Raw genomic sequence first — 24062 nt, forward strand, 5'->3', positions numbered from 1 at the left:
GCATCCGGGACGTCTCCGGGCGCTCCCCCGCCTTCGTCCCCGCCCGCGCCGGAACGGTTCAGCCGCCCCCAGAAGGACCGCCGGAGCGGTCGGGCGGAACCACGGACCGGCGTCCGGGAACGGCCGAGCCCCCGTCCACGCGGCCCCGGCACACCTCCCCGGAAGCCACTGACAGATATACCGGACATCGCTGTCCGCCCTCCCCAACATCCCCCGGGTCCGTCGGTCTTTGATTCCCCGCGGGGTCCCCCGACCCCTCGCCGGATCATGCCAGCCGTGCCCGGCCCACGGAAAGGGGTTTCAGTCCGTCGACGGAACCCCGAGACGGGGGTGGGCCTCCAGGAGCCGGTGGGGCGCGGCCTGGCGCCAGGAGTCCGCGAGGATGTCCGTCAGCTCGCCGTCGCTCTCCAGGGCGGCCAGCCGCACCCGGACCCAGGCGAAGGACGCCTCGTGGTCCGCGATCCAGAACTTCCCCGGCTCGGCCAGGACCAGTTCGGCGCGCTCCTCCTTGGGGCAGCGCACCGCCAGGGAGGTCCCCTCTTCCGGCAGGGTGGCGAACATCTTGCCCGCGACCCGGAAGGTGGGCATGTCCCAGGCGGTCTTCTCCGTGGTGTCCGGGAAGGACAGGGCCACACGGCGTGCATCGTCAGCGTCCGACATGACACGAACCGTAGCCAACGGCACTGACAACCGCTCTCCGTCCCTCCCCGTCCGGGGGGAGCCGGGCCCCTACCGACGGACGGGCGCACCCTCCGGCTCCCGCAGCGCGACTCCGCGGACGTCCACGCCCGGACGTCCGTCGGCGATCTGCTTGTAGAACAAGGTCGTCGGCCGCGCGGTGCCGTACGGATCGGTCGCGTAGTCGGGGATCACGCCCGCGGGTTCCCAGCCGGCCGCCCGGTAGAAGCCCTCGGCGGGGCTGCCGGTCTCGGTGTCGAGGTGCAGCAGCCGGATGCCCGCACCGGTGGCACCGCGCTCGGCGGCGGCGAGGAGCACCCGGCCCAGTCCCCGGCCCCGCGCGCGGCGGTGCACCATCAGTTTGACGACCTCGCCGCGGTGCGTCCCGTTGGGCAGGTCGGTGAAGCGGACGCCGATGGTGCCGGTGATCCCCTCGACGTCCCGGGTCACCCAGAGCGCGTGGAGACCGGCGTCGACGGCGGGGGCGAGGCCGCACCACCACGCCGCGGCACTCGCGTGGTCCAGCGGCACGAGGAAGCCCAGGGAGGCACCGGCGTACACGGTGTCCACCAGGAGTGCGGCCAGCTGATCGGCGGTGGCGAGGAGTTCGTCCCCGGTGCGCAGCCGGATCACCTCGTCGGTCATGTCGACACCAGCTTCCGGGCGTCCGGCGCCCCTCGTACGGTCGTGCTCACGTTCGGCACCAGTGTTCGGCGGGCTTGTTTCCGCTCCGTTACGGCCCGACGTCCGTGGGGTTATCGGGCGGCGGTCGTCCCGGGGGCCGCGGCGGCGCCCCCGAGCGCGGCCAGCACGGGGCTGATGAGCGGGTGTTCCTCCGCCCCGCAGCGCACCGCGGCGAAGACCCGCCGGGTGGGTGCCGCTCCGCCGACCGGCCGGACGACGACCCCGCTCAGATCGGTGCCGCGCAGCGCCGAGCGGGGCACCAGGGCCACCCCGGCGCCCGCCGAAGCCAGGGCGACCACGGCCCGGAAGTCGTCCGACTGGTGCTCCAGCCGCGGTGGGAAGCCGGCGTGTTCGCAGGCGAGGACCACCACGTCGTGACAGGGGTTGCCGGGGTAGGGGCCGATCCAGGGGTCGTCCGCCAGTGCGGACAGTTCGGCGAGCGGTGGCAGGTCCGGGTCGGCGAGCGGATGGCCGAGCGGGAGGACGGCGTCGAACGGTTCGGCGTACAGCGGCACCCGGGTCAGTCGCGGGTCGTCGGCGCCGGGTGCGCCCCGGTACTCGACGGCCACGGCGACGTCGACGTGCCGGTCCAGGACCATCGGCAGGCTCGCGTCCCCCTCGGCGTCCTGGACGCGGACCCGGATGCCGGGCGCTTCGGCGGCGAGGAGGGTGAGGGCGGGCGCCACCACGAGGGCGATGCCGGTGGCGAAGGCGGCGAGGGTGACCGTGCCGGCGGAGCCGGAGCGGTAGGCGGCGAGTTCCGCGTCGGCCCGTTCGAGCTGGGCCAGCACGGCGTGCGTGTGCCGGAGCAGGATCTCGCCCGCCGGGGTGAGCCGCACGCCCCGGGCGCCCCGGTCGACGAGTCGGTGCCCCGTCTCCTGTTCCAGGGCCGTGAGCTGCTGGGACACGGCGGACGGGGTGAGGTACAGGGCGGCGGCGGCAGCGGTGACCGTGCGGTGGTCGGCCACCGCACGGAGGATGTGCAGCCGTCGTGCCTCGATCACCCGCGCGCCCCGGTCATGCTCTCGTCTCGGTCATGTGGCCGATTCTCGCAGGTCCCGGGAACGGCTCGGTCCGGCCCGACGCCCCGCCCGCTCCCCGGCCCGCTCGGTCAGTGCGCGGCGCGCTCGGCCGCCAGGTCCGCCCGGGCGGCCACGAACGCGTCGACGGCGCGGTCCACGTCCTCGGTGGAGTGGGCCGCCGAGAGTTGGACCCTGATGCGGGCCTGGCCCCGGGGGACGACCGGGAAGGAGAAGCCGATCACGTAGACGCCCCGGTCGAGCAGCAGTTCCGCGGTGCGGGCGGCCTCGGCGGCGTCCCCGATCATGACCGGCACGATCGGGTGGTCGCCCGGCAGGATGTCGAAGCCCTCGGCGGTCATCCGGGAGCGGAACCGTGCGGTGTTGTCGGCGAGCTGTCGTCGCAGGTCGCCGGCCGACTCCAGGAGGTCGAGCACGGTGAGCGAGGCGGCGGCGATGACCGGGGCGAGGGTGTTCGAGAACAGGTAGGGGCGCGAGCGCTGGCGCAGCAGGGCGACGATCTCGGCGCGGGCCGCGACGTAACCGCCGGAGGCGCCGCCGAGGGCCTTGCCGAGGGTGCCGGTGATGATGTCGACGCGGTCCTCGACGCCGTGCAGTGCGGGGGTGCCACGGCCGCCGGGGCCGGTGAAGCCGACGGCGTGCGAGTCGTCGACCATCACCATCGCGTCGTAGCGGTCGGCGAGGTCGCAGATCTCGGCCAGCGGGGCGACGTACCCGTCCATGGAGAACACGCCGTCGGTGACGACGAGTCGACGGCGCGCGCCGGACGCCTCCTTGAGCGCCCGCTCCAGGTCGGCGAGGTCGCGGTTGGCGTAGCGCAGGCGGCGGGCCTTGGACAGCCGGATGCCGTCGATGATGGAGGCGTGGTTGAGGGCGTCGGAGATCACGGCGTCCTCCTCGCCGAGCAGCGTCTCGAAGACGCCGCCGTTGGCGTCGAAGCAGGAGGAGTACAGGATCGTGTCCTCCTGCCCGAGGAACGTCGAGAGCCGGGACTCCAGTTCCTTGTGGACCTCCTGCGTGCCGCAGATGAAGCGCACCGAGGCCATGCCGTAGCCCCAGCGGTCGAGGGCGCCGTGGGCGGCGGCGATGACCTCGGGGTGGTCCGCCAGGCCCAGGTAGTTGTTGGCGCAGAAGTTCAGCACCTCGGACAGGTGGGGGGCCGTGCCGTCCGCGCCGGGGCCGGCGGTGACGCCCACCGTCGCGGACTGCGGGGTGCCGATGACGCGTTCGGGCTTGTGCAGTCCGGCGGCGCGGATCTCGTCGAGGGTGGCACGCAGGTCGTCACGCACGGAGTCGAACATCGTCAGGTCCAGTCCTTCGTCGGGTTGCAGAGGTGTCGCGCGGGCGGGCGGAGAGCGAGCGGGCGGAGAGCGGGCGGACCGGGTCAGGTGGTCCAGTCCAGGATGACCTTGCCGCCGCGTCCGCTGGCCGCGTCGGCGAAGGCTTCCTCGTGGTCGCGGTGGTCGTAACGGCCGGTGATCACCGGGGCGAGGTCGAGTCCGCCCTCCAGGAGGACGGACATGGCGTACCAGGTCTCGAACATCTCGCGGCCGTAGATGCCCTTGATCGTGATCATGGAGGTGACGATCCGGGCCCAGTCGACGGGGAACTCCTCGGTCGGCAGGCCCAGCACGGCGATGCGCCCGCCGTGGGTCATGTTGCCGATCATGTCGCGCAGGGCCTCGGGGCGGCCGGACATCTCCAGGCCGATGTCGAAGCCCTCGCGCAGCCCGAGGTGGCGCTGGCCGTCGGCGATGGAGGAGCGGGAGACGTCCAGGGCGAGGCTGACGCCGATCTTGCGTGCGAGGTCGAGGCGTTCGGGGCTGACGTCGGTGATGACGACGTTGCGGGCGCCCGCGTGCCGGGCGACGGCCGCGGCCATGAGGCCGATCGGTCCGGCCCCGGTGATCAGGACGTCCTCGCCGACCAGCGGGAACGACAGTGCGGTGTGCACGGCGTTCCCGAACGGGTCGAAGATGGCGGCGACGTCGAGGTCCACCGGGGTGCGGTGCACCCAGACGTTCGAGGCGGGCAGCGCCACGTACTCGGCGAAGGCCCCGTCCCGGCCGACGCCGAGGCCGACGGTGGCGCGGCACAGGTGGCGGCGGCCGGCGAGGCAGTTGCGGCAGGTGCCGCAGACGAGGTGGCCCTCGCCACTGACCCGGTCCCCGACGGTGACGTCACGGACGTCACGGCCGGTGTCGACGACCTCGCCGACGAACTCGTGACCGATGACGAGCGGGGTGCTGATCGTTCGCCGTGCCCAGCCGTCCCAGGCACGGATGTGCAGGTCGGTGCCGCAGATGCCGGTGCGCTGGACCTTGATCAGGACGTCGCCGGGCCCGACCTTTGGGTCGGGGACGTCGATGAGTCGCAGTCCCGGTTCCGCTCGTTCCTTGACCAGTGCCTTCATCGCCGCGGCTCCCTGTCGTCGTCGCACACCGCGGCGCGACGGGGCAGGGCTCCGCCGTCCGTGGAGGGGTGGATGTGCGGCAGGGCGGGGCGGATGCGGGCCGCCGTTGCCGGTGAAACGAATCTGCCGTACGGCGGGGGCCTGGTCCATCGAGGATTTCTTAAGCGGCTCCGCAGGTTTCCTACAGGCGCCGGGATTCCTACGGGTAGCGGGCCGGGTGTCCGTCCCGTAGGCGGTGCCGGGTCACAGTAAGTCGTCCTCCCGGTGCCGGATCTCGGCCGCCAGTTCCGCGGCCCTGGCCTTGATGGTCGCCAGCCCGGCCCGCCCCCAGGGCCGCGGCTCGGTGTCGACGACGCACACCGTGCCGAGGGCGATCCCGGTGCGGTCGAGCAGGGGTGCGCCCAGGTAGGTCCGTACGCCCGTCTCGTCCACGAGGGGGTTGCCGGCGAACCTCGGGTAGTCGCGGACGTCCTCCAGCACCAGGGCCCGACGGCGGACGACCACGTAGGGGCAGTAGCCGCGTTCCCGTCCCATCCGGCGACCGGTCGCGCCGCCGTCGGGTCCGGCCCCCAGCGCGGCGGCCGAGCGACCGCCGGGGGTACGGAGTCCGGCGAGGAACTGCCGGTGTTCGTCCACGAAGTTGACCATCGCGAACGGGGCGCCGGTGGTGTCGGCGAGCAGGTCGGCGAACGCGTCGAACACCGGGTCGGGCATGCCCCCGAGCCCCAGCGCCCGCAGGCGCCGGGCCCGCTCGGGCGCCTCCCGGTCCACCGGGGTGAGCAGGAACGGTACGGGCCGGGCGGCCGGCAGGTGCCTCATGCGCGGGCCTCGTGGCCCGTCGGGTACGCGGGTGCGTAGGCGATGAGGTGGCGCACCAGGGTCAACAGCGTCTGGATGCCGGAGCTGGAGATGCGGGCGTCGCAGCGGACGACCGGCACGCCGGGGTCCAGGTCGATGGCGGCGCGCACCTCGTCGGGGTCGTAGCGGTGCGAGCCGTCGAACTCGTTGACGGCCAGGATGAAGTCGAGGCCGCGCTGTTCGAAGAAGTCGACGGCGGGGAAGCACTCCTCCAGGCGTCTGGTGTCGGCGAGGATGACGGCCCCGAGGGCGCCCTCGGACAGTTCGTCCCACATGAACCAGAACCGCTCCTGGCCCGGGGTGCCGAACAGGTACAGCACGTGCTGGGGGTCGAGGGTGATCCGGCCGAAGTCCATGGCGACGGTCGTCTCGGTCTTGTTCTCGACCCCCTCCAGGCTGTCGGTGGTCGTGCTGACCGTGGTGAGCAGTTCCTCGGTGCTCAGCGGCGAGATCTCGCTCACGGCGCCGACGAAGGTGGTCTTGCCGACTCCGAAACCCCCAGCGACGAGGATCTTGAGCGCCGTGGGGAAGGGGTCAGAGGTGCCGTCGTAGTCCATCGAGCACTGCCTCCAGAAGGGACCGGTCCGTGGGGTTGTGGAAGAAGGCGGGCGGTTTCGTCGTCAGGGCCCCGCAGTCGACGAGGTCCGACAGCAGCACCTTGGTCACGGCCGCCGGCAGCCGGAGCTGGGCGGCCAACTCCGCGACGGAGACCGGGGCGTCGCACAGGGCCAGGACCTGGGCGTGTTCGGGTCCGAGGTAGCCGAAGGGCTTGGCGCCGGTGCTCATCACCTGCGACATCAGGTCGAACGGTGTGGTGGGCCGGGTGCGGCCGTTGCTCACCGTGTAGGGGCGCACCAGACGGCCCGCCGCCGCGTCGAGCCACGGTCCGTCCTTGGGCACGACCGCGTTCAATGCCGCATCCCGGTGGGTTCGGGTGCGAGGGCCTGCCGGGGCGGGGTCACGAGGTACGGCCGGACGCTCTTGACGAGCATCGCCATCTCGTAGCCGAGGACGGCGGCGTCGGCGTCCCGGCCCGCGAGCACCGCCAGGCAGGTGCCCGATCCGGCGGTGGACACGAACAGGAGGGTGTCGTCGAGTTCGACGACGACCTGCCGGACGTGGCCCCCGTCGCCGAAGCGGATGCCGGCGCCGCGGCCGAGGGAGTACAGGCCCGACGCGAGGGCGGCCATGTGGTCGGCCCCGTCCGGGTCGAGTCCGTGCACCGACTTGACCAGGCCGTCGCAGGACAGCAGGACCGCGCTACGGGTGTGCGGCACGCGCTGGACCAGACCGGTCATCAGCCAGTCGAGGTCGGATGCCTGGCCGGTCTGTACATCGCTCGCCATGGTGGATCGACTCCTTGGAGGTGCGGAGGGGGTCGGACGCGGAAGGGTTCTGGGGCGGCGCCTGCCCGGGCACGGCGCCGCCCACCGGCCGGACGTCAGCCCCTGGAGGGTCTGGACGTCGGGCCGGCAGCGGGGCCCTGGGTCGGTCGGTCGGGGCGTGCGGGCTGCCCGGTGGGGGTGGGGGGTGTCGTGGCGTGGTTCGCGGTGAAGGCGCTGAGCGCCAGGTCGTGGATCGGGGTGCGGGTGAGGGTGGGCAGTTCGTGCGCCGGAACGTCCAGGGCGGTGAGGACGGTCGGGCCGTCGGCGCGGGCGGCGCGGTGCGTCGGGTCGGCGGGCAGGAGGGCCGCAGCGGGCCCGCCGGGTGCCGAAGCGGGGGCCGGGCCGAAAGCGGCAGGCTGGGGAGCCGGGCCGAAGGCGGTGGGTGGAGCGCCAGGTGGGGGCGCGGTCTCGTCGAGCACCTGTTGGGCGTGCTGGTCCTCGGCCAGGCTCACTCCCCGTTGGAAGGCGGCCATCAGTCCCGGATCGGCGCCGGTGGAGGGCCCGTCGGTGTCTCGGGGGCCGGGTGGCTCGCGCAGTTGCGGCACCAGGTGGTGTTGCGCGTGGCGTTTGGGGAGTTGGGGACGGTTCTCGGCGCCGCGCAGGGCGCGCCGGGGCGTGAGCTGGGTGGTCGGGCGCTCCTCCACGAAGCCCCCGCCCTCGACCGTGCCCGTCGGGGTGACCGGGACTGCCCAGCCAGGCAGGGCCGCCCCCTGCCCGCCCGTGGTCGTGCGGGGGCCGGGGACGGGGGCCTGACGGTCGGTCGGCGCGCCGCGTCGGGAGGGCGTTGCCCCGGGCGCCGGCTGGGGGCCCGAGGGGCGGCGACGGGTCGCACGGGAGTCCCGCACCGGCAGCGGGGCGGCGCCGTCGTCCTGCGGGGGCGAGGGGGGCCGGTTGCCGGACGGGCGGGAAGGGGACGGGCGGGAGGGGGACGGGCCGACCCTTCGGGGCCCGGGCGGCACGGTCCCGGTGCGCGGTGCGGCAGCCGGTCCGGGGTGGGGGTGGGCCCGGGTGGCCACGGCCTCGACCTCGGTCGTCGCCGCGGCGGCCGTGGGGTCGGCGGTCGGTTCCGCGGAGCCGACCGGCAGGCCGGCTCGGGGCCTGTTGCCGGGGCGGGCACCGGTCGAGGCCCCGCCGTCGCCGGGTCCCAGGAGGTCCAACGGGAGGACCAGCACGGCCTGTGTGCCGCCGTAGATGTTGCTCTGGAGACGGACGGCGATGCCGTGCCGGTGGGCGAGTTGGGAGACCACGAGCAGGCCGATCCGTCCGTCCTGGAGGAGGCCGGCGACCTTGATCTGGTCGGGGGCCGCGAGGAGGGCGTTCATCCGGGCCTGTTCCTCGACCGGCATGCCGAGGCCGCGGTCCTCGACCTCCACGGCGATGCCGGAGGTCACCGGCGCGACCCGCAGCAGCACTTGGGTGTGCGGGGCCGAGAAGACGGTGGCGTTCTCGACGAGTTCGGCCATGAGGTGGACGACGTCGGCCACCGAGTGACCGCGCACGGCACCGTCGATCGGCGGTACCAGCCGGACCCGCGAGTACTGCTCCACTTCCGCGATCGCGGAGCGCAGCACCTCGTGCAGGGGTACCGGGCTGCTCCACTGCCGCCGGGAGACGGCACCGCCGAGGACGGCCAGGTTCTCCGCGTGCCGTCGGATCCTGGTGGCCAGGTGGTCGACGTGGAAGAGGCCCTTCAACAGTTCGGGGTCCTCGACCTCGTTCTCCAACTCGTCCAGGATCGAGATCTCCCGGTGCACGAGGGACTGAAGACGGCGCGCGAGATTGACGAAGACTTCGACCTTCTGCTCGCTGCCGGCCCGTCCGGACAGCTGGGCGGCCCGGTGCACGGCGCGTACGGAGGTCTCCCGGGAGTACGTCATCTCCTGTGCGAGACGGGCGAACTCGTCGTCCGGGGCGGGGGGCGCCGACTCGTCGACGGCGGTGGCCCGGCGTTCCGGCGGGGCATCGCCCCGGTGGAACGCCGCCACCAGGTCCCGGAGTTCCTCACGGCCCCGGACGCTGCTGCGGCGCAGCGCCGACAGCCGGTCGCCGAGGTCCCGTGCGGCGCGGCGGGCGGCGACGGCGGCGACGGCGATCCCGGCCAGGGCGACCGCGAGCGCGCCGGCGAGCACGATCCGCAGGACCGGACCGAGGGGCACGGCGGACGCCCGCACGGTGAACAGCACGGCGGCGGTGGCGCTGAGGGTGACGGCCACGGCGGGGAGCACCGTGATCCGCAGCAACTGTGCGCGCAGGTGCGGCACGGGCAGGGGCGGCGGGGTGCGGTCCGGCCCGCCGTGCCGTGCGCCGTCACGGCGGTCGGCGCGGACGGCCGGTGCGCGAAGGTGTGACATCGGTGTCCTTCTGGGGTCCAGCTGGGACGCCGGGCGTGCAACGGTGCGCGATCCTCGGTCCGGACGGGCCGGTGCTCCGGTTCGTCACCCAGCGACCACACACCGTAGTCGTGATGTGCGGTTCCGCGTCCCGCAGTTGGGGAACTCCAGCAGGTTCCGTCCCGCTCTGGTATGAGGTGCCGCACGGGAGTCCGATATTCTCCGCGCCCGCCCCCGAGCGTCTGTTCGAGCCGTGGCGCGGCGCCGGTCGGCGCCGCACCCTGCCGGGCGGGCCCGGGAGGTCACCAGGCGGCGTCGGGCACGGACATCAGTACGGGGTCGGGGCGTTCGGTCCTGGCACGCTCCACGGCGAGGTGCGGCAGCGTCTCCTGGACGAAGTACGAGGCCGACGCGATCACTCCGCGCAGGTAGTCGTCGTCGGGCTGGGTCGTGGGGCGGTCGGCGGGTGCCCGGTCGAGGGCCTCCGCCGCCGCGGCGGCCTTGCGCAGCAGCAGCCAGCCGACCAGGACGTCGCCGCAGGCGTACAGCAGGCGGGTGGTGTTGCGGCCGACCTGGTAGACGGCTGCGGGGTCCTCGAAGGACCGCAGCAGGTCACCGCCCATCGCGGTGGCCATGGCCCGGACGTCGGCAACGGCGTCGAGGAGCAGTGCGTGATCGGCGTCGGGTCCGCCGGCGGAGCGGGTGGCGCCCCGTGCGGTCTTCTCGACGTCGTCGAGCAGTGCGGTCAGGGCGGCGCCCTGGTCGCGGGCGATCTTCCGGAAGAACAGGTCGAGGCCCTGGATGCCGGTGGTGCCCTCGTACAACGCGTCGATGCGGGTGTCGCGGACGTACTGTTCGAGGGGGAAGTCCCGGAGGTAGCCCGAGCCGCCGAGGACCTCCAGGGCGTCGCCGAGCCGGGCGTAGGCGCGTTCCGAGCAGTAGCCCTTCACGATCGGCAGCAGGAGGTCGTTGCGGGCCCGGGCGTCGGTGCCGGGGGTGCCCGCGGCCTCGGCCTCGGCGATGCGGTCCTGGACGGTGGCGGTGTAGAGCACCAGGGCGCGCAGCCCCTCGGCGTACGCCTTCTGGAGCAGCAGGGCGCGGCGGACGTCGGGGTGGCGCAGCACCGGCACGCGCGGTGCGCTCTTGTCGCCCAGGGCGGCCAGGTCGGCGCCCTGGACGCGTTCGCGGGCGTAGGCCACGGCGTTGAGGTAACCGGTGGACAGCGTCGCGGCGGACTTCACCGCGACGATCATCCGGGCGGTCTCGATGACCCGGAACATCTGGCGGATGCCGTCGTGCACTTCACCGACCAGGTGGCCCACGGCCGGCCGGTCGGTGCCGAAGACGAGTTCGCAGGTGGCGGACGCCTTGAGGCCCATCTTGTCCTCCAGGGCGGTGGCGAGGACGCCGTTGCGCTCGCCGAGTTCGCCGGTGCGCCAGTCGACCACCCGGTACTTGGGCACCAGGAACAGCGACAGGCCCTTGGTGCCGGGGCCGTTCCCCTCGGGCCGGGCGAGGACGAAGTGGACGATGTTCTCCGCCAGGTCGTGCTCGCCCGAGGTGATGAACCGTTTCACGCCCTCGATGTGCCAGGTGCCGTCGTCCTGGCGCACGGCCCGGGTGCGCGCCGCCCCGACGTCACTGCCCGCTTCGGCCTCGGTGAGCACCATGGTGGCGCCCCAGCGGCGTTCCACCAGGGCACGTGCCAGGTCCTGCTGTTCGGGGGTGCCGACCTCGTGGAGGATGCGGGCGAACCCTCCGAAGCTCTGGTAGAGGTACAGCGCCGGGTTGGCGCCGAGCACCAGTTCGGCGACGGCCCACCGCAGGGAGGGGGGAACGACGGCGCCGCCGAGGGCGGGGGGCACGTCGAGCAGGTGCCAGCCGGCGTCCAGCCAGGTGTGGTAGGCGGCGGCGAATTCGGCCGGCACCGTGACGGTGTGGGCGTCCGGGTCGTGGACGGGCGGCGTGCGGTCGGCGGCGGTGTGGGCGTCGGCGAGGACGGTGGAGGCGAGGCGTGCGACCTCGGTGAGGATGCCCCGGGCCGTGGTCACCCCGTCCTGGTTCACCGCCGAACCCCGCACCACCCCCAACACCCGATGCCCCAACCGACGTGCCCGACCCAAACGCTCCAACAACACCACCCCCACACCCTCCGACCACCCCGTCCCACCCGCACCCTCCGCAAACGACCGACACCGACCATCCACCGACATCGCCCCCTGACGACTGAACTCGGTGAACGTGGAGGGGGTCGACATGACGGTCACCCCGCCGGCCAACGCCATGTCGCACTCGCCGCGCCGTAGCGCCGCGGAGGCCAGGTGCATCGACACCAACGACGACGAACACGCCGTGTCCACCGTCAATGCCGGACCCGACAACCCGAACACGCTCCCCGCCGAACCGATCCCCCAATACCCCGCCAGGTCCTCCGGTCCGGACCGGGAGAGATGGGCGTAGTCCTGTCCCGTCGTACCGATGTAGACGCCGGTCGACGACCCCCGCACCCCCACCGGATCGATCCCCGCGTCCTCGAACACCTCCCACACCACCTGCAACAACAACCGCTGCTGCGGATCCATCGCCAACGCCTCCCGACGCGACACACCAAAAAATCCGCATCAAAATCAGCCACACCCTCAACAAACCCCCCACACCCCGTCACACTCGACCCCACACCCCCACACCCCCACACCCCCACACCCCCACCCCCCAACACCCCACCATCTCAACCACGATCCCCCGCCCCCCCCACCCACCACCACCACATCTCGACCCGACACCACCACATCCCACAAACCCTCAGCCGACACCACCCCACCCGAAAAACGACACCCCATACCCACGATCACCACCGGGTCGTCGTCCAGCTCGGCCCCTTCCGCGCCCGCCGTGTCCGCCGCGCCGGCGGCCGGGGCGTCCTGGGCAGCGGTGTCCTCGGCCTCGAAGCCCAGCAGGGCGAGGAGCCTGGCCGCGACGGCGTCCGGCGTGGGGTGGTCGAAGAGGAGCGTGAGCGGCAGCGTCAGGCCGGTGGCCTTGCCGAGCCGGCCGGTCAGTTCCACCGCGGCCAGCGAGTTGTAGCCGTAGTCACGGTAGGCGCGCCCGGGATCGATGGTGGCGGGATCGACCTCCAGCAGTCCGGCGGTCTGTTCGCACACCAGGTCCCGCAGGGCCTGGTTCCGGTCACGGGCCGAGGGCATTGCGGCCAGCGTCCGGGTCATCAGGGCCTGCGTGGGTTCGGTCTGGTCTTCCATGTCTATCCCCCGTTGTGTTCGTTCTGCGCCCGCCCCCGTCCGCACCCCCGGGACGGGAGTGGGCGCGGGGGTGGGTGGACAGTCGTCGGCGACTCCCCTCGCGAGTCGCCGACCTGCCGCCCGCTAGCTGCCGCCGGAGGCGGTCTCCAGCAGGAAGGACCTGATGTGTTCGGCGAGGACCTGCGGCTGGTCCTCGGGAATGAGGGTGTAGCTGTCCGGGATCTCCACGTGGCGGGAGTCGGGCAGGATCTCGGCGAGGCGCCGCCCGTGCTCAGGCGGCATCACCTTGTCCTCGGCGGCCCAGGCGACCAGTGCGGGGCCGGTGAACTTCGCCAACGCGTCGGTCCAGCGCAGCAGTTCGTCCTTGGGAGGTACGCCGAGGACGTACTTGCGCAGGTCTCGGCGGACCTCCGGGTTGGTCCACACGGGGCGGAACCACTCGTCCATCACCTCGTGCGCCACCGGCCGCTTACACATCCAGCCCCAGGTCATGGGCAGCCGTCGCATCGGCTTGAGCTTCAGCAGTCCGAAGGCGACGCCCAGTCCGCCGGGCATCTTGGCGGACGTGACCAGATTGGAGCCGGGGAGGCCCGGCGGGTAGTTTTCGAACGCTTCGCAGGACGTGATCACGAGCCGGCCGATCCGGTCGTGGCGCCCGAGGGCGACGAGCGCGAGCGCGCCGCCCCAGTCGTTGACGCCGAGCGCGACGTCCCGGAGGTCGAGCGCCTCCAGGAACTCCGCCACGAGTCCGGCGACCCCGGCCACCGACAGGTCGGCGTCCTCCCGCATCGGGGTCCGGTGTCCGCCGAGCGGCAGGGTCGGGACCACGACACGGTAGTCCGGCGTCAGCAGGGGGACGACATTGCGCCACAGGGTGCCGTCCATCGCCACCCCGTGCAGCAGGACGACCACGGGCCCCTCCCCGCCGCTGTCCTGGTAGTCCACCGTGCCTGCCGAAAGCTGGACCTGTGCCATGCGTCATTCTCCCAGAACTCTGTCGGAAGCTTCGGAACCCACGGACGTTAACCGCTCAGAGAGTATTCGGTAAACCGGAATCACGGTCTCCGGGAAAACGGAACCGAACTTTCCGCCACTTCGGGCCGAGAATGGTCGGCTGCGGCCTCCCGCAAAACACTTCGGGGGCGCATCCGCCAAGCAAAATCTCCGGCATCCCCCGAACGACGAGCCACCCTCACCCCGCCTTGTGGGGGTAGTTCCCAACCCGCTTGTCGCAGCTAGAAGTCGGCTGACCTGCGACTCTCCACACCCCGCGAACTGATTGGGTTTTCAATCATTGCATTCCCCCCATCCACAGGCATGTTTGAAAGCACACGGGGGTGTGCTGGTCGAATTCTCTCGACGGGAAGTGCTGTGGTGTGCGCCGAGAATGCGGCGCCCGCAGTGCGGGCTGGACTATGCCCCCTCCCACACGTTCTGTGAACCTTATGCAGTCATGGAGAGGATTTCGCATGATCAGCGTTGAAGAAGTCTGCGGGACGATTGCCAAGAAGCTGGGCAGCAAGGCGAGTCGGTACACCCTGACCGCCGAGATCACCTTCGACGAGAGCCGCGCCGCGAGCGTGAAGACCGTGGGGGACCTGGTGCGACTCGCCCAGGAGACCGCGGCGAAGTCCGACCAGGACAGCGTCGACGCGTGACCGCCACCGACTACCGGGGGGCGACGGCGGAGTCCATCCGGCACCACTACGACGTGTCGGACGAGTTCTACGCACTGTGGCTCGACCCGGGGATGACGTACACCTGCGCGCTCTGGGAGGACGGGGACACCCTGGAGAGCGCGCAGGCACGCAAGCTGGACCACCTGATCGCGGGGGCCCGGGCGGGCGGCGCCCGACGGGTGCTCGACGTCGGTTGCGGCTGGGGCAGCATGCTGGACCGCCTGGTCACCACGCACGGAGTCGAGCACGCCGTGGGGTTGACGCTCAGCGACACCCAGGCGGCGCACCTGGAGCGGCGGAACCTTCCGCGCACCGAGGTCCGGGTGGAGAACTGGATCGATCACGCACCCGAGGCGCCCTACGACGCGATCGTCTCGATCGGGGCCTTCGAACACTTCGCCAGCACCGGACTGCCCAAGGCCCAACGCATCGCCGCCTACCGGGAGTTCTTCGCGCGCTGCCGGGACTGGCTGCCCCGCGGGGGGCGGATCGCCCTCCAGTCCAACGTCAAGGGCAACAACGTGCGGATGAGCCGGCAGGCCGTGCGGGACCTGCTGTTCATCTGCGAAACCATCTTCCCCGAGTCGGAGATCCCGGCGCTCTCCGAGATCGTCGAGAGCAGCGAACGGCTCTTTGACGTCGTCGCCCTGCGCAACGACCCCGATCACTACGAACGCACCTGTCAGGAGTGGTACGACCGGCTTCGCCGGAACCGGGCGGCGGCCGTGAGCTGCGCGGGGGAGACCACCGTGGCCCACTACGAGCGCTACCTCGGTGCGACGGTGACGCACTTCCGCGACCGGCACCTGGGGCTCGCCCGCATCGTTTTGGAAGCGGTGTGACCCGTCCGCTCGGGACCGTCGCACCATCCGGCCGCAGAACGGCCAGGTCAAGGAGTACCCGTGGAAGACTATCGACACGTCGTCTACTGGCATGACACGGAGGAAGTGACCCTCTCCCCGCCGCTGCGCGGCAACGTCGACTGCGACGTGTGCATCGTCGGCGGGGGGTACACGGGACTGTGGGCCGCCCACTTCCTGAAGCAGGCGGAGCCCGCGCTCGACATCCGGGTGGTGGAGGCCCGGCACTCCGGATACGGTGCCTCCGGCCGCGCCGACGGGTTCGCCACCCCGACCGTCGGCAAGGACATCCAGGCCCTCGTCGACACCTTCGGCGCGGAGCGCGCGTTGGAGGCGTCGAAGGCCGTCGGCAAGTCGATCCTGGAGATCGGCCGGTTCACCCGCAAGCACCGGGTGGACGCCGAGTACGAGACCAACGGCTACCTCATGGTCGCCACCGACCGGGCGCAGGTGCGGCGGCTCCACGAGGACCGGGAACTCGCCGGGCTCATGGGCGCCAGCCAGCCGCCGGTGCTCTCCGCCGAGGAGACCCGGGAGATCGTCGGCTCGCCCGCGCTGCTCGGCGGCACGCGGGTCGGCGGGGCCCTGGTCAATCCGTTCCGGCTGGCCCGCGGGATCGCCCGGGTGGTGCGTGAGGCGGGGGTGACCGTGTACGACGAATCGCCGTGCCTGCGGGTGGAACCCGGAGTCCGGCCCCGGGTGGTCACCGCGGGCGGCCAGATCACCGCGGACAAGGTCGTCCTCGCCACCAACGTGCACATGGACGCGTTCCCCCCGTTCCGCCGCAAGGTGATCCCGGTCTGGACGTACGCCATGGTCAGCGAGCCGCTCACCGAGGAACAGCTGGGCCGGGTGCCCTGGGAGGGCCGGGAGGGACTGGTCGAGGCCAAGTCGCTGCTGACCTGCGCCCGCTTCACCCGGGACAACCGGATCATGTTCGCCGGCGGCCCGGTGCGCTACTACTTCGGCGGCGACCGGCGGCAGCGCAACATGAACCGGGCGGCCCCCTACCGGGAGATCCACCGCGAGTTCCTGCGCTTCTTCCCGATGTGGCAGGACGTCGTCTTCCGCTACGCCTACGGCGGCACCGCGGACGTGGTCCGCGACTACGCCCCGCACTTCGGCACCCTGGGCGGCAACATCAGCTACGGCTACGGGTACTGCGGCAACGGCATCGCCGCGTCGCACACCGGCGGAAAGGTCCTGCGCGACCTGGTGCTCGGCAAGGACTCCGAATGGAGCCGGCTGCTGTTCGTGGACCGGGGCGACCGCAGCCTGCGCAGCACCCCCTCCTTCCCGCCCGACCCCCTGCTGTACGTCGGCTCGCGAGCCGCGACCCGACTGATGGACTGGAAGGACGCACGGGCATGAGCACACCCCGCACGGTCCTGCTCACCGGGGCGTCCGGGGTGGTGGGCCGGTCCCTGCTGCGGACCGCCGCAGCGCCCGGCACCGGTTCCGCCGCCGCCCGCGGGTTGCGGCTGCTCGCCGGTGTCCACCGGGGACCGGTTCCCGAAGCCACCGGCACCGTGGACTGTGACGTGTCCGCCGAACGCTTCGGGCTGGACGAGGACAGCTACGCGGCGCTGGTCCGGGAGGTCGACCTCGTCGTCCACTCGGCCGGACTCACCGAATGGGGACTGCCCGCCGAACGCTACGAGCCGGTCAACGTGACCGGCACCCGGCAGGTCATCGAGTTCGCCGAACGGGCCGGCGCTCCCGTCCACTTCATCAGTACGGCCTTCGTCGCGGCGCTGTCCGACGATGCGCCGGTGCCGCTCGGCGAGGGCAACGTGTGCCGCAACTACATCGCGTCGAAGCGGTCCGCCGAACAGTTGCTCCGGGACAGCGGGCTCCCGCACACCGTCTTCCGGCCCACCAACCTCGTCGGCGAATCCGGCACGGGCTGGACCTCGCAGGCCCAGATCGTCCAGTTGATGTCGGACTGGTTGGCGCGCGGGCGGGCGCCGTTCGTCCCCGCGCACCCGGGGGTCCGGATGGACTTCGTGGCTCAGGACCTCTTGTCGTTGGCGGTGTTGGGCGCGCTGCGCGAAGGCGATGCCGAGGGCGAGTACTGGGTGACCTACGGGGCCGAGGCCATGGACGTTCCGGCGTGCCTACGGACCCTGGCCAAGCACCTGGCGGGTCGGGGGCGCACGCTCGCGCCGCCCCCGGTGGTGAATCCGGACGAGCTGGAACCGGGGGTCATCGAGGCGCTGCCGCCGATGGCCAGGTCCTTCATGTCGGTCCTGCGGGACGTCAGCGAGGTCACCCGGTGCAGCGGCGGGGTCCTCCCGACGTCCATGCCCGAGCTGCGCACCCGGTACGGGGTGCCGCACGTCGACGACACGGCGGCCTATTTGACCGCACTGGACTACGCCGCCGGGCAGTCGACCTGACGGCAGCCGGCCCGACTCGCGGCCGGCCGGCCCTTCGGGGCCTCACGGGGAAGGGGAACACATGAACGACAGTTGGAGCCCGCCGGACCTCGGCGGCAAGGTGGCGGTGGTCACCGGAGGGAGCAGGGGGGTGGGCCGGGGCATCGCGCTGGCCCTGGGCTCGGCAGGCGCCACGGTGTACGTCACGGGGCGCAGCAGTCGCGCGGGGCGTCCCACCGAGGGCCTGCCCGGCACGGTGGAGGACACCGCGGAGGAGGTCACCCGGCGCGGCGGGAAGGGTGTCGCGGTGCGCGGTGACCACGGGGCGCCCGAGTTCAACGAGGCGCTGGCGGACCGTCTTTCGGCGGACGAGGGCGGCCTGGACCTGTTGGTCAACAACGCGTGGGGCGGTTACGAACGCTCGTCGGAGGTGGCGTTCGACGCCCCGTTCTGGGAACAGCCGCTGTGGCGGTACGAGTTGTTCCAGACGTCGTTGCGCGCCCAGTACGACGTGACGCGCCGTCTGGTACCGCTGATGTTCGCGCGCCCCAGCTCCCTGGTGGTCGGCATCGGCTTCTCGGACGGCGAGGTCTACCTCGGTCAGGTCGGCTACGACGTGTTCAAGTCGGCGTCCGACCGGATGGCCCGCGGTTTCGCCCACGACCTGCGCAAGCGCAAGGTGGCGGCGGTGTCGCTGCATCCGGGCTTCGTCCGCACGGAACGCGTCGAGGCCGCCTGGGCGGCGATGGGCGACGGTCCGGCCTCGGTGGTGCACTCTCCGGAGTACGTGGGCCGGGCGGTGGCCTCGCTGTTGGCCGACCCCGCCGTCAAGGAGCGGTCCGGTGCGGTCCTGAGCACCGGGGACCTGGCCGAGGAGTACGGGTTCACGGACGTGGACGGGCGCACGCCGCCGGCCTTCCGGCTGGAGGGCCGGATGTCCCTGGCCACGCGGATGCACCGGTTGAACCGTGTGGTCAGCGCGGCGACGCCCGGTCCGTCGTGACGGCGGGCCCGGTCGGGCCCAGATGCAGCCGGCCGAGGTCCAGCCGTACCCCGGTGGTCGCCGGGGTGCGCACCGCCACCGCGGCGCGGTAGTCGGCCGGGGCCGGCACGTCCACGAGCGTCCATCCGGGCGGTGGCGCGACAAGACGATGCCGGTCGACCGTCGCGAGCCCGACCGGGTGGGAGGTGGTGTCGCCCGCGAGCCCGGTTCCCAGCCCCTTGCCGTACGCCTCCTTGCGCACCCAACAGCCCAACAGGGCCGCGGATCTGCGCGATTGCGGCAGCCCCGCGAGGGCCTGCTGCTCCTCGGGGTGCAGCCGGCTCGTGCGGCGCCGCAGCACCGCGTCGCCGCCCGCGGCGATCCGCGCCGACTCGATGTCCACGCCGACCGGCGCGGACGCGAGTGCGTACAGCACGGCGTCTTCGGCGTGCGACAGCGAGAAGTGCGGGCCGGGCACGCCGTCGAGCGTCGGCCGACCGTGGGGACCACCGCATCCGGGGCACGGTTCGCGGGTGAAGCGGAGGTCCTCGGGCGGGGTGCCCGTGTGGGCGGCGAGCAGCAGGCGCAGTCCGACGTGCGCGGTGACGTACAGCCGGCGGGCCCGCTCGTCCTGGTAGCGGTCGGCCCGGGCCGTTTCGTGCGGGTCGAGCAGTCGGTGCGCCCGGGCGAGTGCCGCCGCCGCGGCGTCCGGTACCCACAGCAGTCGCACCTCGGTGCGTACCGGAGTCGCCGACGCCCCCTCGTCCGTCCCCTCGTCGTCCACCGCTCCCCCTCGTCCGCCGCATCCGTCACGTCCCGTCCCCGGCATCCTGCCCACTCGCCCCGTCGGTCGCGCAACTCGCCCGGTCCACGGGCACCGTTGGCGGGCGGGCGCGGGTGTCGGCACCGTCCGTGTCGTCCCGATCGCACTCCTGGAGCACTGATGGCCCTGCCCGTCCGCGGAACCCGTCTGCTGGCCCTCGCCCACCACCAGCCGGCGCGCGTCCTCACGAACCACGAACTCGCCACGATGGTCGACACCTCGGACGACTGGGTCAGGTCGCGGGTGGGGGTCGTCAGCCGCCGGATCGCCGGGCCGGACGAGAGCGTCGCCGACATGTCCACCGGTGCGGCGGCCAAGGCGGTGGCCCGGGCCGGGGTCGACGCCGCAGAGGTCGACCTGGTCGTGGTGGCCACCTGCACGGCGGTGGACCGGATGCCGAGTGTCGCCGCGGTGGTCGCCCGCCGGCTGGGCCTTCCCTCCCCCGCCGTTTTCGATGTCAACGCCGCCTGTGCGGGCTTCTGTTACGCGCTGTCGACCGCGGACCTCGCGATCCGCGGCGGTGCCATCCGCACGGCCCTGGTCATCGGGGCCGACAAGATGAGCGACTTCCTGGACTGGCAGGACCGCTCGACCTGCGTGATCTTCGGCGACGGTGCCGGCGCCGCGGTGCTGACCGCGGGCACCGCTGGCGGCGGGACCGCGGCGGACGCCGTGGGACCCGTGGTGTGGGGCTCCCGACCCGAACGGGGCGGTGCGATCACGCTCGGGTCTTCGAGCCCGACCGGTCCGCCCGCGCTGTTCCGGCAGGAGGGCGGCACCGTCTACCGGTGGGCGATCACCGAGCTGGCACCACTCGCCCGCAGCGCCTGCGCACGGGCCGGGGTGGCCGTGGAGGACCTGGCGGCCGTCGTGACGCACCAGGCCAATGTGCGCATCATCGAGTCCCTGGCCCGGCAGATCGGCGCTACGAACGCCGTCGTCGCCCGGGACCTCGTCGAGTCCGGCAACACTTCGGCCGCCAGCGTCCCGATGGCGCTCTCCAAGCTCCTGGAGCGCGGCGAGGTCCCCAGCGGCGCTCCCGTGCTGCTCCTCGGCTTCGGCGCCGGGCTGTCCTACGCGGCCCAGGTGGTCCGTTGCCCGTGACCCGGTGGCCGGCCGCGATCCGTGCGGGTACCCACCCGCACATCTGAGTATCCGCACGGATGACACCGTGTGCGGGTCGCGCAAGGGTGGGGGTGTGCGAGGGGGCGTACCGCCCCACCGCACACCTCCCGCATCCAACTCATCCGGAGGCAAGTCATGCGCACATTAGGCAAGGTGGCCGCAGCACTCGTGCTGGCGGGGGCCACCCTCGTGGGAACGGCCGGGGCGGCGGGCGCCGCCGGCGGTCAGGCGGACAAGGCCGGCTCGGCGGCGGCGTGTTCCACCGCCTGGGGCAGCGGCACCAAATCCCAGACCGACTCGGTCATCGAACCGCTGAAGAACATCAGAACCGGTCAGCACACGTGCTACGACCGCATCGTCTTCGACATCACCGGTGCGCCCAGCACGGCTGGCTACCACGTCGGATACGTCGACTCCTTCCACCAGGACGGCACCGGCACCCCGATCCCGGTCACGGGCGGCGCCATCCTCCAGATCTTCGTGAACGCCCCGAGCTACAACCCGGCGACGGGCGCGGTCGTCTATCCCGGAGTTCCCGGGCAGACGCTCCCCGGGGTGAACATCGCCGGGTACCGGACCTTCAAGGACACCAAGTTCGGTGCCAGCTTCGAGGGGCAGACCCAGGTCGGCCTGGGGCTGCGGGCCAAGCTCCCGTTCCGGGTCCTACAGTCCGGTGACCAGGTGATCGTGGACGTCGCCCACACCTGGTAGGCGAGCACCCCGGAGCCGGGCCGTCCGACCCCACTCGGCAGTGGTCGGGCGGCCCGGCTCCGGCCGCGTGCCGCACGCAACCGTGCGCGCGGATCAGGGGGTCGCGACGGCCTGCTCCTTCTCGGGGGCCGGTGCGGACGGAGCGGCCGACGGGTCGAGGGGGCGGCGCAGCGCCAGGGCGATGAACAGCCCGCCGGCCATTCCGGCCGCGGTGAGCAGGACCACCACGAACTCTCCGTGGGCCGTGGCGGCGCGCAGCGCCTCGCCGGTCCTGCCCTCGGTGCCGTGGTCGGCCAGGGCGGTGAACACGGCCAGGCCGATGGCGTTGCCGATGTTGAGGCCGGTGGAGGCGGCGCCGTTGGCGACGCCCTGTTCCTCGGGTGCGGTGCCGGTGGCGGCGGCGATCCACATGGCGGTCCAGACGATGCCCTGGCCGACGCCGGAGACGATCAGGCCGGGCACCAACAGGGCGTATCCGGCGCTCTCGTCGAAGCCGAGGGCGAGAACGGCGGTGCCCACGGCCCCGACGGCGAACCCGGCCACCAGGGTGGTGCGGGTGCCGAGGCGACCGACGAAGCGCTCGCCGAGCTGGGTGCCGACGGCGATGGCCAGCGAGGGGATGAGGAAGGCGAGGCCCGTCTGGAGGGCGCCGTAGCCGTGCACGCTCTGCATGAGGACGGTGAGGAAGTAAGGGAGGACGCCGAAGGTCGCCATGTAGAGGAAGGTGATGGACACGCTGATGCTGAGGCTGCGGTTGCGGAACAACCGGAACGGCAGCAGCGGGTCCGCGCTGCGCTTCTCGATGACGACGAACAACGCCAGCGCCACCACTGCCGCGCCCAGGGCGGCGAGCACCTCAGTGCTGCCCCAACCCGTCTCGGGTCCCTGGACCAGGGCGAAGACCAGCAGGGTCGATCCGGCGGTGACGCTGAGCGCGCCGGGCAGGTCGAACGAGCGCCGTTCGCCGCGTGCCGGGTCCTTCGGGATGACCACCAGCGCGGCCACCACGAGCAGCCCCGCCAGCGGCACGTTGACGTAGAAGACCGAGGGCCAGCCGAAGTTCTCGGTGAGCACTCCGCCGAGCAGGGCGCCGATGGTCAGTCCGCTCGCGCCGGCACCGCCCCAGACCGCGAGCGCACGGTTGCGCGGGGGGCCCTCCTCGAAGACGGTGTTGATCAGCGCGAGGGTGGCGGGCAGCAACAGGGCCCCGCCGATCCCCTGCACCGCCCGGGCGGCGATGATCAGTTCGGGAGTGTCCGCGAGGCCTCCCGCGAGCGAGGAAACGGCGTAGAGCGCCAGGGCGATGACGAAGATCCGGCGACGCCCGAGCAGGTCCGCCGCCCGGCCGCCGAACAAGAGGAACCCACCGGCGAAGACGACGTACGCGCTGACGACCAGTTGCTGGGTCTGTCCGGGGAACCCGAGTTCGGAGCCGATCTCGGGCAGGGCCACGAAGACGATGTTGAGGTCGAGCGCGTACATCAACTGGGCTAAGGCCAGGATCGCCAGCGTCCAACGGAGCTGTTGCCGGGAAGTCGAACTGGACATGCGGAAGTGTCCCCTCCTGAGGTGCCACGGGCCAACTGTACGTATATTCACGTACAGTCGAACCATAAGCAAGGGGCTGCGCGGGCGTCGCGGGGGAGCCACTTCGGCGGCTACGAAGGGGAGTTCGACTGTTCCGGTACAGTGGGACGATGACGCACCGTCACCCGACCGCCGACCAGATCCGGATCGAGGACGTCCTGACGGCCTTGGGGAATCCGGTACGACTCTCCGTCGTCCGGGTGCTCGACGCCGGCGGGGAGCACAACTGCGGCAGCGTGCTGGGCCGGCTCGGCATCACCTCGAAATCGACGATGACGCACCACTGGCGCGTGTTGCGGGAAAGCGGTGTCATCCTCCAGCAGCCGTCCGGGCGGGAGAACCTGCTCACGCTGCGCCGCACCGAACTGGATTCCCGCTACCCCGGGCTGCTCGACGCCATCCTGACCGGCGCCGCGCGCGACGAGTCCGTCCGGAGCGGCACCCGGACCGGCTGAAGCCCCGGGAGGGCGGCGCCCCGGGTTCAGTTGCCCGTCATCGACAGCAACTGTCGGTGCGTCGCTGCGTCGGCAGCCGCGACGAGTCCACGTCCGGCCGGTCCGAGCGGCGCGCCGTCGATCCCGGTGACCACGCATCCGGCCGCCCGGCACAGGGCGATGCCCGCAGCGAAGTGCACGCTCGTCGACAGGTCGCCGCCGTCGGTGACGTACGCGGCCCGTCTGCCCGCCGCGACCCAGGCCAGGGCCAGCGTGCTGGACACCACCCTCGGCCGGAAGGACGCGACGAACTCGGGGCGGGCCAGCAGGTCCACCGCCCGGAAGGCGGGCGCACCGGGGAACGGCGGATCGAGGTTGACGTCCACCAATCGACTGGCGGACGTGGGCACCAGGTCCGATTCGACGCCCCGGTGCCGCACCCGGGCGGTCCGGCCGTCGGTGAGGAAGACCTCGTCGCCGAACGGGTCGACGACCGCCGCCGCCCCGCCGCGCAACGCCACGTTGACGGCGACCACCAGGGTGCCCACCGCATAGTTCAGGGTGCCGCACAGGGGGTCCACCCACCACTGCCGCCCGGTGTCGGAGCCGCCCTGTCGACCGCCCTCCTCGCCGAGTACCGCGTCGCCGGGCCTGGCTGCGCGGATCACGGCGAGTACGGCCCGCTCGGCCTCCACATCGGCCGTGGTGGCGAAGTCGCCGCCGCCCTTGTCGATGCGGGCCAGGCGCGTGCCGTACGAACCGCGCACCACCTCGGCACCGGCCCGGGCGGCGGCCACGGCCACCTCGACATCGCTCAGATCCGCCGGTTCCGTCATGCGCC

At 72.4% G+C, this 24062-nt stretch carries 23 protein-coding genes and 1 pseudogene; 8 read left to right on the forward strand and 16 right to left on the reverse strand.

The features are described from left to right. Nucleotides 1–300: 300 nt before the first annotated feature. The 13 genes and pseudogenes from ACFV88_RS26290 to ACFV88_RS26350 all read right to left on the reverse strand — a co-directional run bounded on the left by ACFV88_RS26290 (nucleotide 301) and on the right by ACFV88_RS26350 (nucleotide 13617). Nucleotides 301–660, reverse strand: coding sequence for an MmcQ/YjbR family DNA-binding protein (locus ACFV88_RS26290; RefSeq protein WP_385494355.1), 360 nt, complete (start codon nucleotides 658–660; stop codon nucleotides 301–303). 69 nt (nucleotides 661–729) lie between these two features. Further along, nucleotides 730–1323: a GNAT family N-acetyltransferase gene (locus ACFV88_RS26295; protein WP_385494356.1), complete on the reverse strand. Its 594-nt coding sequence runs from the start codon at nucleotides 1321–1323 to the stop codon at nucleotides 730–732. 110 nt (nucleotides 1324–1433) lie between these two features. Further along, nucleotides 1434–2366 (reverse strand): LysR family transcriptional regulator, encoded by a 933-nt coding sequence (locus ACFV88_RS26300; RefSeq protein WP_385494357.1) that lies wholly within the window; start codon nucleotides 2364–2366, stop codon nucleotides 1434–1436. A 107-nt stretch (nucleotides 2367–2473) separates the two neighbouring features. After that, nucleotides 2474–3703: a glycine C-acetyltransferase gene (locus tag ACFV88_RS26305; RefSeq protein ID WP_385494358.1), complete on the reverse strand. Its 1230-nt coding sequence runs from the start codon at nucleotides 3701–3703 to the stop codon at nucleotides 2474–2476. A gap of 83 nt (nucleotides 3704–3786) precedes the next feature. Further along, nucleotides 3787–4815 (reverse strand): L-threonine 3-dehydrogenase, encoded by a 1029-nt coding sequence (gene tdh, locus ACFV88_RS26310; RefSeq protein WP_385494359.1) that lies wholly within the window; start codon nucleotides 4813–4815, stop codon nucleotides 3787–3789. 243 nt (nucleotides 4816–5058) lie between these two features. Then, on the reverse strand, nucleotides 5059–5634 hold the full coding sequence (locus tag ACFV88_RS26315) for a GAF domain-containing protein (protein WP_385494360.1): 576 nt from the start codon (nucleotides 5632–5634) through the stop codon (nucleotides 5059–5061). After that, on the reverse strand, nucleotides 5631–6230 hold the full coding sequence (locus ACFV88_RS26320) for an ATP/GTP-binding protein (RefSeq protein WP_385494361.1): 600 nt from the start codon (nucleotides 6228–6230) through the stop codon (nucleotides 5631–5633). The genes ACFV88_RS26315 and ACFV88_RS26320 overlap by 4 nt, the downstream gene beginning before the upstream one ends. Then, nucleotides 6208–6585 (reverse strand): DUF742 domain-containing protein, encoded by a 378-nt coding sequence (locus ACFV88_RS26325; RefSeq protein ID WP_385494362.1) that lies wholly within the window; start codon nucleotides 6583–6585, stop codon nucleotides 6208–6210. The genes ACFV88_RS26320 and ACFV88_RS26325 overlap by 23 nt, the downstream gene beginning before the upstream one ends. Then, nucleotides 6582–7019 carry a roadblock/LC7 domain-containing protein gene (locus ACFV88_RS26330; protein WP_385494363.1) on the reverse strand — a complete coding sequence of 146 codons (438 nt, stop codon included), beginning with the start codon at nucleotides 7017–7019 and terminating at the stop codon, nucleotides 6582–6584. The genes ACFV88_RS26325 and ACFV88_RS26330 overlap by 4 nt, the downstream gene beginning before the upstream one ends. A 95-nt stretch (nucleotides 7020–7114) precedes the next feature. Further along, complete coding sequence (locus tag ACFV88_RS26335) at nucleotides 7115–9409, reverse strand: ATP-binding protein (protein WP_385494364.1); 2295 nt, start codon at nucleotides 9407–9409, stop codon at nucleotides 7115–7117. A gap of 281 nt (nucleotides 9410–9690) precedes the next feature. Beyond that, nucleotides 9691–11058, reverse strand: coding sequence for an acyl-CoA dehydrogenase (locus ACFV88_RS26340; protein WP_385494406.1), 1368 nt, complete (start codon nucleotides 11056–11058; stop codon nucleotides 9691–9693). A 507-nt stretch (nucleotides 11059–11565) separates the two neighbouring features. After that, nucleotides 11566–12642 (reverse strand): annotated as a pseudogene (locus tag ACFV88_RS26345) (beta-ketoacyl synthase N-terminal-like domain-containing protein); the annotation flags it as partial. Nucleotides 12643–12765: 123 nt separating this feature from the next. Then, on the reverse strand, nucleotides 12766–13617 hold the full coding sequence (locus ACFV88_RS26350; protein ID WP_385494365.1) for an alpha/beta fold hydrolase: 852 nt from the start codon (nucleotides 13615–13617) through the stop codon (nucleotides 12766–12768). 494 nt (nucleotides 13618–14111) lie between these two features. Here ACFV88_RS26350 and ACFV88_RS26355 point away from each other — a divergent pair, with 494 nt between their 5' ends. The 5 genes from ACFV88_RS26355 (at nucleotide 14112) to ACFV88_RS26375 (ending at nucleotide 18562) form a co-directional block, all read left to right on the forward strand. Continuing rightward, nucleotides 14112–14300, forward strand: a complete 189-nt coding sequence (locus ACFV88_RS26355; protein ID WP_385494366.1) for a hypothetical protein — start codon at nucleotides 14112–14114, stop codon at nucleotides 14298–14300. Continuing rightward, the gene (locus tag ACFV88_RS26360; protein WP_385494367.1) at nucleotides 14297–15163 is read left to right on the forward strand and encodes a class I SAM-dependent methyltransferase; all 867 of its coding nucleotides are present in this window, start codon (nucleotides 14297–14299) and stop codon (nucleotides 15161–15163) included. The genes ACFV88_RS26355 and ACFV88_RS26360 overlap by 4 nt, the downstream gene beginning before the upstream one ends. Nucleotides 15164–15223: 60 nt before the next feature. Continuing rightward, nucleotides 15224–16552, forward strand: a complete 1329-nt coding sequence (locus ACFV88_RS26365) for an NAD(P)/FAD-dependent oxidoreductase (RefSeq protein WP_385494368.1) — start codon at nucleotides 15224–15226, stop codon at nucleotides 16550–16552. After that, nucleotides 16549–17580 carry an SDR family oxidoreductase gene (locus ACFV88_RS26370; RefSeq protein WP_385494369.1) on the forward strand — a complete coding sequence of 344 codons (1032 nt, stop codon included), beginning with the start codon at nucleotides 16549–16551 and terminating at the stop codon, nucleotides 17578–17580. Before ACFV88_RS26365 ends, ACFV88_RS26370 begins: the two co-directional genes overlap by 4 nt. 61 nt (nucleotides 17581–17641) lie before the next feature. Then, on the forward strand, nucleotides 17642–18562 hold the full coding sequence (locus tag ACFV88_RS26375) for an SDR family NAD(P)-dependent oxidoreductase (RefSeq protein WP_385494370.1): 921 nt from the start codon (nucleotides 17642–17644) through the stop codon (nucleotides 18560–18562). Here the strand turns inward: ACFV88_RS26375 and ACFV88_RS26380 are convergent. After that, nucleotides 18534–19325 carry a 4'-phosphopantetheinyl transferase family protein gene (locus tag ACFV88_RS26380; RefSeq protein WP_385494371.1) on the reverse strand — a complete coding sequence of 264 codons (792 nt, stop codon included), beginning with the start codon at nucleotides 19323–19325 and terminating at the stop codon, nucleotides 18534–18536. The two genes, ACFV88_RS26375 and ACFV88_RS26380, sit on opposite strands and share 29 nt — an antisense overlap. 159 nt (nucleotides 19326–19484) lie before the next feature. Between ACFV88_RS26380 and ACFV88_RS26385 the strand changes: the two genes are divergently transcribed. Further along, nucleotides 19485–20468: a beta-ketoacyl-ACP synthase III gene (locus tag ACFV88_RS26385; RefSeq protein ID WP_385494372.1), complete on the forward strand. Its 984-nt coding sequence runs from the start codon at nucleotides 19485–19487 to the stop codon at nucleotides 20466–20468. A gap of 156 nt (nucleotides 20469–20624) precedes the next feature. Then, complete coding sequence (locus ACFV88_RS26390; protein WP_385494373.1) at nucleotides 20625–21200, forward strand: hypothetical protein; 576 nt, start codon at nucleotides 20625–20627, stop codon at nucleotides 21198–21200. 93 nt (nucleotides 21201–21293) lie between these two features. Here ACFV88_RS26390 and ACFV88_RS26395 read toward each other — a convergent pair whose 3' ends face one another. Beyond that, a complete protein-coding gene (locus tag ACFV88_RS26395) occupies nucleotides 21294–22748 on the reverse strand; it encodes an MFS transporter (RefSeq protein WP_385494374.1) in 1455 nt (484 codons plus the stop codon). Between the two features lie 149 nt (nucleotides 22749–22897). On the opposite strand from ACFV88_RS26395, the gene ACFV88_RS26400 reads away from it, so the two are divergent. Further along, nucleotides 22898–23242 (forward strand): ArsR/SmtB family transcription factor, encoded by a 345-nt coding sequence (locus tag ACFV88_RS26400; RefSeq protein ID WP_385494375.1) that lies wholly within the window; start codon nucleotides 22898–22900, stop codon nucleotides 23240–23242. A 26-nt stretch (nucleotides 23243–23268) separates the two neighbouring features. Here the strand turns inward: ACFV88_RS26400 and ACFV88_RS26405 are convergent, their stop codons facing one another. Next, entirely contained in the window at nucleotides 23269–24057 is a 789-nt protein-coding gene (locus ACFV88_RS26405; RefSeq protein ID WP_385494376.1) for an inositol monophosphatase family protein, read from the reverse strand. Nucleotides 24058–24062 lie beyond the last annotated feature (5 nt).

This window comes from Streptomyces sp. NPDC059816, from assembly GCF_042732055.1.
Taxonomy (GTDB): domain Bacteria; phylum Actinomycetota; class Actinomycetes; order Streptomycetales; family Streptomycetaceae; genus Streptomyces.

Excerpts from the sequence above, each read along its gene's own strand:
- ACFV88_RS26385 (WP_385494372.1), top strand. The coding sequence starts at position 19,485 with ATGGCCCTGCCCGTCCGCGGAACCCGTCTGCTGGCCCTCGCCCACCAC.
- ACFV88_RS26290 (WP_385494355.1), bottom strand. The coding sequence starts at position 660 with ATGTCGGACGCTGACGATGCACGCCGTGTGGCCCTGTCCTTCCCGGAC.
- ACFV88_RS26320 (WP_385494361.1), bottom strand. The coding sequence starts at position 6,230 with ATGGACTACGACGGCACCTCTGACCCCTTCCCCACGGCGCTCAAGATC.
- ACFV88_RS26350 (WP_385494365.1), bottom strand. The coding sequence starts at position 13,617 with ATGGCACAGGTCCAGCTTTCGGCAGGCACGGTGGACTACCAGGACAGC.
- ACFV88_RS26405 (WP_385494376.1), bottom strand. The coding sequence starts at position 24,057 with ATGACGGAACCGGCGGATCTGAGCGATGTCGAGGTGGCCGTGGCCGCC.
- ACFV88_RS26295 (WP_385494356.1), bottom strand. The coding sequence starts at position 1,323 with ATGACCGACGAGGTGATCCGGCTGCGCACCGGGGACGAACTCCTCGCC.
- ACFV88_RS26390 (WP_385494373.1), top strand. The coding sequence starts at position 20,625 with ATGCGCACATTAGGCAAGGTGGCCGCAGCACTCGTGCTGGCGGGGGCC.
- ACFV88_RS26330 (WP_385494363.1), bottom strand. The coding sequence starts at position 7,019 with ATGGCGAGCGATGTACAGACCGGCCAGGCATCCGACCTCGACTGGCTG.
- ACFV88_RS26315 (WP_385494360.1), bottom strand. The coding sequence starts at position 5,634 with ATGAGGCACCTGCCGGCCGCCCGGCCCGTACCGTTCCTGCTCACCCCG.
- ACFV88_RS26355 (WP_385494366.1), top strand. The coding sequence starts at position 14,112 with ATGATCAGCGTTGAAGAAGTCTGCGGGACGATTGCCAAGAAGCTGGGC.
- ACFV88_RS26375 (WP_385494370.1), top strand. The coding sequence starts at position 17,642 with ATGAACGACAGTTGGAGCCCGCCGGACCTCGGCGGCAAGGTGGCGGTG.
- ACFV88_RS26340 (WP_385494406.1), bottom strand. The coding sequence starts at position 11,058 with ATGGTGCTCACCGAGGCCGAAGCGGGCAGTGACGTCGGGGCGGCGCGC.
- ACFV88_RS26395 (WP_385494374.1), bottom strand. The coding sequence starts at position 22,748 with ATGTCCAGTTCGACTTCCCGGCAACAGCTCCGTTGGACGCTGGCGATC.
- tdh (WP_385494359.1), bottom strand. The coding sequence starts at position 4,815 with ATGAAGGCACTGGTCAAGGAACGAGCGGAACCGGGACTGCGACTCATC.
- ACFV88_RS26305 (WP_385494358.1), bottom strand. The coding sequence starts at position 3,703 with ATGTTCGACTCCGTGCGTGACGACCTGCGTGCCACCCTCGACGAGATC.
- ACFV88_RS26370 (WP_385494369.1), top strand. The coding sequence starts at position 16,549 with ATGAGCACACCCCGCACGGTCCTGCTCACCGGGGCGTCCGGGGTGGTG.
- ACFV88_RS26400 (WP_385494375.1), top strand. The coding sequence starts at position 22,898 with ATGACGCACCGTCACCCGACCGCCGACCAGATCCGGATCGAGGACGTC.
- ACFV88_RS26335 (WP_385494364.1), bottom strand. The coding sequence starts at position 9,409 with ATGTCACACCTTCGCGCACCGGCCGTCCGCGCCGACCGCCGTGACGGC.